At 63.5% G+C, this 9,314-nt stretch carries 11 protein-coding genes and 1 pseudogene; 9 read left to right on the forward strand and 3 right to left on the reverse strand.

From position 1 onward, the window contains the following. Window positions 1-501, forward strand: a 501-nt coding sequence (locus EOA27_RS10370; protein WP_348639860.1) for an EamA family transporter, incomplete at its 5' end; no start/stop codon positions are given. Here EOA27_RS10370 and EOA27_RS10375 read toward each other — a convergent pair. Continuing rightward, window positions 438-818 carry a response regulator gene (locus EOA27_RS10375; RefSeq protein WP_126080880.1) on the reverse strand — a complete coding sequence of 127 codons (381 nt, stop codon included), beginning with the start codon at window positions 816-818 and terminating at the stop codon, window positions 438-440. The genes EOA27_RS10370 and EOA27_RS10375 overlap by 64 nt on opposite strands. Before the next feature lie 164 nt (window positions 819-982). Here EOA27_RS10375 and EOA27_RS10380 point away from each other — a divergent pair. The 4 genes and pseudogenes from EOA27_RS10380 to EOA27_RS10395 all read left to right on the forward strand — a co-directional run bounded on the left by EOA27_RS10380 (window position 983) and on the right by EOA27_RS10395 (window position 3,183). After that, window positions 983-1,745, forward strand: a pseudogene (locus tag EOA27_RS10380) (Crp/Fnr family transcriptional regulator). 226 nt (window positions 1,746-1,971) lie between these two features. Beyond that, a complete protein-coding gene (locus EOA27_RS10385) occupies window positions 1,972-2,298 on the forward strand; it encodes a DUF883 C-terminal domain-containing protein (protein ID WP_126080881.1) in 327 nt (108 codons plus the stop codon). 6 nt (window positions 2,299-2,304) lie between these two features. After that, window positions 2,305-2,769 carry a phage holin family protein gene (locus EOA27_RS10390; protein ID WP_126080882.1) on the forward strand — a complete coding sequence of 155 codons (465 nt, stop codon included), beginning with the start codon at window positions 2,305-2,307 and terminating at the stop codon, window positions 2,767-2,769. A 192-nt stretch (window positions 2,770-2,961) separates the two neighbouring features. Next, window positions 2,962-3,183: a hypothetical protein gene (locus EOA27_RS10395; RefSeq protein WP_126080883.1), complete on the forward strand. Its 222-nt coding sequence runs from the start codon at window positions 2,962-2,964 to the stop codon at window positions 3,181-3,183. 13 nt (window positions 3,184-3,196) lie between these two features. Here the strand turns inward: EOA27_RS10395 and EOA27_RS10400 are convergent, their stop codons facing one another. Beyond that, complete coding sequence (locus tag EOA27_RS10400) at window positions 3,197-4,117, reverse strand: diacylglycerol kinase family protein (protein ID WP_126080884.1); 921 nt, start codon at window positions 4,115-4,117, stop codon at window positions 3,197-3,199. A 245-nt stretch (window positions 4,118-4,362) separates the two neighbouring features. Between EOA27_RS10400 and EOA27_RS10405 the strand changes: the two genes are divergently transcribed. Then, window positions 4,363-5,724: a PRC-barrel domain-containing protein gene (locus EOA27_RS10405; protein WP_126080885.1), complete on the forward strand. Its 1,362-nt coding sequence runs from the start codon at window positions 4,363-4,365 to the stop codon at window positions 5,722-5,724. A gap of 44 nt (window positions 5,725-5,768) precedes the next feature. Here EOA27_RS10405 and EOA27_RS10410 read toward each other — a convergent pair whose 3' ends face one another. Further along, complete coding sequence (locus EOA27_RS10410; protein WP_126080886.1) at window positions 5,769-7,331, reverse strand: alkaline phosphatase family protein; 1,563 nt, start codon at window positions 7,329-7,331, stop codon at window positions 5,769-5,771. Window positions 7,332-7,544: 213 nt separating this feature from the next. Between EOA27_RS10410 and EOA27_RS10415 the strand changes: the two genes are divergently transcribed. From EOA27_RS10415 to EOA27_RS10425, 3 genes are all read left to right on the forward strand, one after another. Further along, window positions 7,545-8,477, forward strand: coding sequence for a VOC family protein (locus EOA27_RS10415; protein ID WP_126080887.1), 933 nt, complete (start codon window positions 7,545-7,547; stop codon window positions 8,475-8,477). A gap of 4 nt (window positions 8,478-8,481) precedes the next feature. Further along, complete coding sequence (locus EOA27_RS10420) at window positions 8,482-9,117, forward strand: alpha/beta hydrolase (protein WP_126080888.1); 636 nt, start codon at window positions 8,482-8,484, stop codon at window positions 9,115-9,117. Then, window positions 9,110-9,314, forward strand: a 205-nt coding sequence (locus EOA27_RS10425; protein WP_145970315.1) for a GNAT family N-acetyltransferase, incomplete at its 3' end; no start/stop codon positions are given. The genes EOA27_RS10420 and EOA27_RS10425, both read left to right, overlap by 8 nt.

Raw genomic sequence — 9,314 nt, forward strand, 5'->3', positions numbered from 1 at the left:
ATCTATGCCGCGGTCCGCTCGGATGGTCGGGAGGCCGAGGACGTCATCGGGCCGTCAATGGGACTTCTGGCGGTGCTTGCGCTGGCCTTGCACTTCGGTTTCGAGCCGCCGATCAGCCTTTCCTCATCCCAGCTGCTGGCGATCGCAGCCATAGGGATCGTTCCGTTGACGCTTTCCAACGCGCTTTGGGATCGGGCGACCAGAACAGGCCATACCGCGCTGATCTCGGCAATCGCCTATGCGACGCCGTTGGCCGCGTTGTCCCTGCTCGCGCTGCTCGGCGTCGGTGATGTTTCCTATGGGGTTGCCGCCGGTGCGGTGCTGATCGTCATCGGGGCGCTTGGCGCATCTGGAATCTGCGGAAGGATCCCCGGTTCGCGCAAGCCCGTAGCGAAGGTGAACGGGCAGCCTGTAGGGCGGATTCGGCGAACCCTGCGTCAGGCCGAGGGGACCCGGCCGCAGGCCATGGCCACGGCTTCGATCAGATCCTCGCCCGAGTAAGGCTTGGTCACCAGGCGGATGTCGGGGAACGAACCCCGGATTTCCTCCGGATCCGAATAGCCGGACGCGAATACGAACGGCACGCCCTCGCTGCGCAGCCGGGCGGCGAAATCCAGGGTCGAGACGCCGCCGAGCATAAGGTCGACAACCGCCGCGTCGAATCGCGCGGACAGCGCTTGCCCGTCGATCTCGACGATCTCCCGGGCGATCGTCACCTCCGCCGCGCCATGGTCGCGGCAAAGCTGCTCGACATCCATCGCGATCAGGAACTCGTCTTCCAAGACGAGGATACGCAGTCCGTCAAGCAGTGCTGGCACTTATCGGTTTCTCCTGGCAGGACCGCACTGATGCGCGGAATGTGTTGGCATGTCATTAAAAAAAGACATGGCTAAAAGCACAGGCGTGGAAGCCTGCGGAACCCCTGCCGGTCTCAGGCGTTTTTCTGCGCCCGCAAGGGCAGGGATTTCGAAGAGGGGTCGAAATGTCCAGCCAAAGCGCACGTCCGATCGCCAGCCGTCAATATCGTTGCGAAAAGTGCCCATTGCGGCCTCTGCCTGCATTCCGCGAGTTCGACAAGCAGGAACTGTCATTCATCAACACCTTCAAGCGCGGTGAGCTTGCCGTCGACAAGGGGGCGACGGTGCTGGTCGAAGGCAGCCACAGCGCCCATCTCTACACGGTGCTGTCGGGCTGGGCTTTCCGCTACAAGCTGTTGCCCGACGGGCGGCGGCAGATCCTCAATTTTTCCATGCCCGGGGACCTCATCGGCCTGCAGGGCAGCCTGATGGGCGAGATGCAGCATTCCATCGAAGCCCTGTCGCCGATGCTGCTTTGCGTCTTCGAACGCGAGCAGTTGCAGGAACTCTACCGCAATCACTCCGGCCTTGCCTACGACATAACCTGGATCGCTTCGCGCGAGGAGCGAATGCTGGACGAGAACCTGCTCAGCATCGGCCGTCGCACCGCGCTCGAGCGCGCCGCCTATCTTATCGCCTTCATCGCCAGTCGGGCTCGTGGCGCCGGCCTCAACGGCAAGACGCCGGTGCAGATCCCGATCACGCAACAGCACGTCGCCGACACGCTTGGCCTCTCGCTTGTTCACACCAACAAGACGATCCGCAAGCTGATGGACCGCAAATTGGTCCTGTGGCGGGATGGGTGGCTGTGAAGTGATCGACTATGATGGGCTGAAGAAGCTGGCCCGCTGGGAAGGGCTGGGGGAGGACCGCAGGCCGCTGATTTAGGACGTGTTCAGATTCAGGTGAGGCCGGCCTGCAAATGGTAGCTTCCTGCGCTTCCGGTGCTCACGTACTTTAAGTACGCTCCGCTCCGGTTCTCGGAAGCCACCATTTTCGACTCGGCCTGACCTGACCTGAATCTGAAGACGCCCTAGGGTGCTGTGAGAGGCCAGACCCGGAACCATGGTGCAGAACGGGCGTTGAAACCAACGCAAACGCAAGGAGTTAGAGAATGGCAAGCGCCGCAGGCAAATCCGCAACGGACCAAGCAACCACCGCCGATCTCGAAGCCGATATCGAGCAGTTGAAGGCGGATATTCAGAAACTCACCGAGCAACTGGCCAGGACGGGCCAGCACGGCTACGGCGCCGCGCGGCGCGCCGCCGCGGACGGCGTCGAACAGCTGCGCGCGCAAGGCGAAGCCGCGTTCGAGAGCATGCGAGGAAGCGCCGAGGACATTGAGGCACAACTGATCGCCAAAGTCCGTGAGAAGCCGGTGACGTCGCTGGCGATCGCCGCGGGCGTCGGTTTCCTCTTCGCTCTTCTTTCCCGCCGCTAGCCTCAGATGGGGACGCTTGTCTCGCTGATCTCAGCCCTTGCCTCGGGCGAGGCAATGGCTGCTTTGCAAAGGGCGCGGATAACCGCCATCCTTTATGGGCTTGCCGCCATCTTCGCCCTCTGCGGCGTCGGCTTCCTCATCGGCGCCGTCTATATCTGGCTGGCGGCGCGCTACGGGCCGTTGGCGACCAGCCTGGGGTTCGGCATCGGGTTCCTGGTGATTGCCGGGCTGATCATCGTCATCCACAAGCTGACCGCCAGCGCGCGCGGCAAACGCCGCGCGCGACGGCGACAGGCCGACATGACGGCGGTGGGTGTTACCGCCGCGCTTGCCCTGCTTCCGGCGCTTGCCAGGAGCAAGGGCGGGCTGGCAGCCATTGCGGCGCCCGCCCTGGCTGTCGTCGCCTACGCCATCTATCGGGAGAACACCAGGCCCCCGCCGCCCAGGCAAGGTCCGGACGATCTGCATTAGGCTGTCGAGGTCTCCAGCGTGGCGGGCTGCTTGGGCATGACTATCGCGGCTGGCTTGCTGGCGAGCTTCGAACGCCTGCCGCAGGCTCATTCGTCCAATGATCTCCCGCTCGGAACCTTCACGGCAAGGTCTCGTTACCCGATCGTGCCGTGCCCGAAACGCTTGGCCAGACACGCAACATGGAGGCCAATCATGACCAAGATCGTTCCTGAAGACAAAGCCCGCCAGGGGCGCTGGGGTTGGCACGCTTTAAGGATTCTCGTAGCCGGCCTGTTGCTGGCCTTCATTGCGTGGGGTGCGGTGGAGATTTACGGGGAATTGATAAAGTCGCCGGCTTCCGGCGAGCAGCATGTGCCGCAGCCGCCTGGCACCGAGCAGGGCGCCGCTCCAGGCCAATCGACCGCAAAACCCTGAAGCAGCGCCGTCTTCAAGCTGCCTTTGCGCTGACGCCGCTCGACGGAACAAGCACGTTCAACGCGGCGGGGTGGATCTCGATCGTGGTTTCGCGCTCGAGCCTGATCAGTTCGCCGTCGAGGACGGCGCTGAATTTCCTGGCGGGCGAGAGGACCTTGAGGACAACCTTGCCGGCCTGATGAACTTCGACATGGGCACTTTGGCGCAGCCGGCCGCGCAGCATGTCCAGCAGCAGTTTTGCCAGATGGTGACGCCGGCGCGCGACGCTGACATAGATGCCGAGCACGCCGCCGGCCGGGTTGTCGGCATAGGGCAGGTGGCCCTCGCCGAACAGGTTGTTGGAAATGCCGATGCCGGTCGTGCGCGTCACGATCTCCGCCTTGCCGACGCTCAGGCTCACTTTCAGCGCCGGTGGATTCTTGATCGCCGCCCAGGCGGCGCGCACGGATGCCTGCATCTTTCCAAGGCGCGAGCCGAAATCCATTTTCTCGCGCAACTGGACCATCTTGGCATGCATGCCAATCGAGAACTGATGCACGAAAGGCTGGCCATTGGCGCTCGCCATGTCGACGGCGATCACCTCGCCATCGGCAAAGGACCGCAGCGCTGCCTCCAGTGTCTGCGGAATGCCCAGGCCGCGCGCGAAGAGGTTCATCGTCCCCGCAGGTAAAATGGCCAATGCCTTCTTCTTGTTCATGAGAAGGGACGCCGCGGTCGAGATCGTGCCGTCGCCGCCACCGGCGAGGATCACGTCGATGTTGCGCCTGGCGATGGCCTTCTCCAGCGCGGCAGCGACATCCCGGCCGGCGACGATGTCGATCTCGACCGAATGTCCCGCCGCTTCAAGCGTCTGACGCAACTGTCCGGAGAAAGCTTCCATGTCGACGGTTCGGAGCGTGCCGCCGTCATGATTAAGCACCGCAGCAAACCGCATATCCGCTCCGTATTCGGTTCAAGCCGCCTTGAGCCGTCAGACCCTCAGCCGAAGGCTGGAACGAGGATGCGGCCGCAAAGGTTCCAGCGTAGGTTTGGCAACCCAGACGCTCGTGAACGTGTCGTGGTTGGAACAACACCCCTGTCACAACGTTGTGAACCTGTCGACACTGCCGCTCCCGACCCGCCGTCCAGAGGCTCGCCGGGTAAGCAGCATGCACAAATCAGGCACGAGGAGAGACCATCATGATCCGCACTCTTTTTGCGACCACCGCGATCGCTACACTGCTCGCAACCGGCGCCCTTGCGCAGACGACAACCGCTCCGGCGCAACAGGCCCCCGCCGCCGAAACCACGGCTCCGGTGCCGCGCGCCGACGGCGCGCTGATGTCCAATATCATCGGCGAGTCTGTCTATAATGGCACCGGTGACGACGCCCAGAACATCGGCAAGGTCGATGATGTCGTCTTCGATTCCAGCGGCAAGGCCAAATCCGCCATCATCGGGGTCGGCGGTTTTCTCGGCGTCGGCAAGAAAGACGTCGCCTTCGACTACGCGAAGCTGGAATGGGCCGAGAAGAATGGCGACCGCTGGCTGGTCGCCAAATCGACCAAGGATGAGTTGAACGCCCTGCCGGCATTCGATCGCAAGCCTTATGACCCGGCGCCGGCGCAGGCGACCGATGCCACGCAGCCCGCCAACAACACGACAGCACAGGCTCCGGCGGCCGCACCGGCCGAGCCGGTGAAGAAGGCCGAGGGCAACCTCGCGTCCAACATCATGGGCGAGTCGGTCTATAACGGCACCGCGGACGACGCCCAGAAGATCGGCGACGTCAACGACATCGTTCTTGCCAAGGACGGCAAGGCTGAATCCCTCGTGATCGGCGTGGGGGGCTTCCTCGGCATTGGTGAGAAGAACGTCGCCTATGACTTCGCCAAGGCAAAATGGGCCGAGAAGAATGGCGACCGCTGGCTGGTGGCCGAGACCACCAAGGAGGAGTTGCAGGCGCAGCCCGACTTCAACCGCAAGGCCTATGACCCGGCGCCGGGCACGACCACGGCCGCGAACAACGCTCCCGCGGCGACCACGCCCGCGGTGGTGTCTTCGGACACGACCTCCGACAAGGGGGCCAAGCCGGCAGAGCCCGCCCAGTCGACGGCAGAGAACAAGCCCGCGGCGCCGGCGGCCCAGAGCACTGCTGAGAACAAGCCCACCGACAATGGCACCGCCGCAACCGACCAGACCAAGACCTCGTCCATCGACAAGTCGACGCTGACCGAAATGCCCATGGGCAATATCAGGGTCGATGATCTGAAGGGTACGACGGTCTATGGCGCCAACGACGCCGAGATCGGTTCCATCGGCGACGTCGTGCTGACGCCCGAAAACAAGCCGGACGCGGTCATCGTCGATGTCGGCGGCTTCCTCGGCATCGGCGCCAAGGAGGTGGCGCTCGGCATGGACAAGCTGAAATTCATGACCGACAAGAACGGCAAGAAATATCTCTACACCAACTTCACCAAGGAACAGCTGCAGGCGCAGACGGCCTATGACAAGAGCAGTTATGCCGCCAATCGCGACCAGCAGCGGATGATGCTGAAGTAAAGGAATAGGGCAGTAGGGCAGTAGGGAGCGATTCCCATACTGCCTTACTGCCCTACTGCCTTGGCAACGCACCCAGCCACTCCATCCTCCGTCAGTTCCGCCAAGGCCAGCGACTGGTCGAGGTGAGTAGCGCGCCAGGCTAGCATCTTCTCCGCGAACTCGAGTCGCACCGGCAGATAGGCGGGGTCGTTCGCCACATTGTTCAGTTCTCTCGGGTCTTGCGACAGGTCGAACAGAAGCGCCGGCAGGTCGCCGCCGAAATGGACATATTTGAAGCCGGCCGAGCGGATGACGGCGAGATTGCAGTCGCGCGACTCCATGCCGAAATGGCGTTCGGCGTCGCCTGCCGCGATCGTGCGGAAGTCGAATTCCCAATGCGCGGCGTCGCGCCAGTTCCCGGGGCGGTCGCCGTCAAGCCACGGGGTGAGCGGGCAGCCGTCGAGATGGCGCTGCGGCGCGGCGCCGATCAGGTCGAGCAAGGTCGGAAAGACGTCGACGGCTTCGGTGAAATGATCCACGGATGAACCGGCCGCTGCTTTCCGGCGCGGGTCGCGGACGATCAGCGGAATGTGGTAACTGGCATCGAAGAAGCCGCCTTTGCCCAGCATGAAATGGTCGCCCATCATCTCGGCATGGTCGGATGTAAGGACGACGATGGTGTCGTCCCAGGCGCCGGCCGATTTGATCGCCTGCCAGATACGGCCGAGCTGCGCATCGACCTCCGAAATCATGCCGTAATAGATGGCGCGGATGCGGCGGAAATTCTCCTCGCTCCAGTCCGGCACGTTGCCCTTCATGCCTGGAACGAATTTCGTTCTCTTCTGGAGGGCGAGATCATAGGCGAGATAGGGGTGGCTTGCGGCTTCGGCTTGCCAATTTGCCGCCCGCTTGAAAGCGGGGCCTTCAGCCGGATCGTACATCGTATTGTAAGGCTCCGGCACGATGAAGGGCGGGTGCGGGCTGATGAAGGAGATGTGCGCGAACCATGGCGCGCCCTTCTCCTGCTCGCCAAGCCAGCGGATGAATTCGCCGGCCAGGAAAGCGCTCGGCGTCTGGTCCTTCGAATAGACCGGCGGCGCGTTGGTCACGTCGCATTCCGCCTGCCCTCCGGCCGGACGGTGGATGCCAGGGCTGCCGGAGCTCGTGTCTATGCCTTGCGCGCGCAGCCATGACAGCCACTGCTTCTGATGCTCGGGCAAAGCCTGTCGGACGGTGAAGCCAGGCAGCACGCCTTCATAACTGCGCAGGCGCGGATCCCCCGCCGCAAGCTGGCGCGGGTCGAGCGAGACATCGGTGTAGCCGAACAGGGTTGGATCGTAGCCCGCCGCGCGCGCCGAAAGCGCGATGTTGCCATGGCGCGCGTCGAGCGGCGTGCCGTTGCGGCAGACGCGATTGTTCATCTGGTAGAGGCCTGTATAGAGACAGGCGCGGGCCGGAGAACAAGGCGCTGCCCCGCCATAGTGGCGGCGGAAAAGCACGCCCTCGGCGGCGAGCGCATCCGCATTTGGCGTCTTCACCACCGGATGGCCGGCGGCCGAGAGGCAATCGCCACGCCATTGGTCGCAAGTGATGAGGAGAACATTCGGGCGGCTCGTCGGATTGGCCAAGATCGTCTCCTTGTGGAAGCGCTCAGATGGAACGGAAATCACCTGGGTTGCAAGCCGATGCTGGTGATGGATTGGTGAACATATTTTGAACGGTCGTTCACGTTTATGATACAGTCCATCCTGTGTTTGCCCGCTTTGCCGCAGAGCCGCCCCTCCTCATATTGGCGTGGACAGCGGCGAGGGCCGCGCAAGAACAAGGGAAGGAGCACGATCATGCTCAATCAGATCCAAGGCCTGCATCACGTCACCTCGATGGCGAGCGACGCACGCCGCAACAATGAGTTCTTCACGAAAAAGCTCGGCCTGCGCCGGGTGAAGAAAACCGTCAATTTCGACGCGCCGGACGTCTATCACCTCTACTATGCCGATGAGGTCGGCACGCCGGGTTCGGTGATGACGTATTTTCCGTTCCCCGATATCGGCAAGGGCCGGCACGGCGTCGGCGAGGTCGGCACGACCGTGTTCTCGGTGCCGGAAGGCACGCTCGCCTATTGGGAAAAGCGCTTCACCGATGAGGGCGTGGGCAATGTCGCCCGCACCGAAAGCTTTGGCGAAAAGCGGCTTACCTTCACCGGCCCGGACGGCGACAGCTTCGCGCTTGTCGAGGACAAGGCCGACAGCAGAGCGCCCTGGGTCAAGGGCGGCGTTCCCGGCGACGAGGCGATCCGCGGCTTTCACTCGGTCTCGCTCCGGCTGAAGGACGGCGGCGCCACCGAGGAGCTCTTGAAGTTCATGGGCTATGAGGAGGTCGACAAGTCCGGCAATATCCGCCGGCTGGCGATCAAGAACGGCAATGGCGCCGATGTCGTCGACATTGAATCGCTGCCGGGCGCCGGCTTCGCCAATCTCGGCGCCGGCTCGGTGCACCATGTCGCCTTCGCGGTCGAGGATCGCGCCAAGCAGCTCGAGGTGCGCAAGGCGCTGATCGACACGGGCTATGGCGTGACGCCGGTCATCGATCGCGACTATTTCTGGGCGATCTATTTCCGCACGCCGGGCGGTGTTCTGTTCGAGGTGGCAACCAACGAACCGGGCTTCGACCGCGACGAGGATACCGCCCATCTTGGCGAGGCGCTGAAGCTGCCGACGCAGCATCAGCATCTTAGGCCTTATCTCGAAGAGCACCTGCAGAAGCTGGAAGGCTGAAGCCATGAGCAAGGACGCTTACATCCACAAAATGCTGCCCGGTTCGCCGGGCAGCCCGCTGCTCTTTGTCTTCCACGGCACCGGCGCGGACGAGAACCAGCTTCTTGGCTTCGGCCGCGAGCTCGTACCTTCGGCGACAATCATCTCGCCGCGTGGCGATGTGTCGGAGCATGGTGCTGCCCGTTTCTTCCGCCGCACTGGCGAGGGCGTCTACGACATGAACGATCTGGCGCGCGCGACATCGAAGATGGTGGGCTTCGTCAAGGCGCATGTCGAAGCGGCAAAACCATCGGCGGTGTTCGGCCTCGGCTACTCCAACGGCGCCAACATCCTGGCTTCGGTGGTGTTCGCCGAGCCCGGCCTGTTCGACGCCGCGGCGCTGATGCATCCGCTGATCCCGTTCGAACCTCAGGTGCAAGGCAGCCTTGCCGGCCGCCATATCCTGCTCACGGCCGGCAGGCGCGACCCGATCTGCCCGCCTAACCTGACGTCGCGGCTCGAGGCCTATTTGCGTGCCGACGGCGCGGATGTCACAGTGGAATGGCACGACGGCGGGCATGAGGTTCGGCCGAATGAAATCGAAGCGGCGCGGCAGCTGTTCGCGCTCGCGCCCGCTGAAGGAGGCAAGAACAATGGCTGACCAATTGCCCGAGATCGAACTGGAAGACCACGGCTCCAAGGGGCGCTATGTGCTGCGCGGCCCCGGCGGCGCCGAGGCCGAGATGACCTTCACCAAGATCGGCGAGCACCAGCTGATCATCGACCACACCGAGGTGCCGGACGTGTTTCGCGGCCAGGGCGCCGGGCTTCGGCTCGTCACCCGCGCCGTGGAGGATG

It is taken from the genome of Mesorhizobium sp. M2A.F.Ca.ET.037.01.1.1, from assembly GCF_003998075.1.
Lineage (GTDB): Bacteria > Pseudomonadota > Alphaproteobacteria > Rhizobiales > Rhizobiaceae > Mesorhizobium.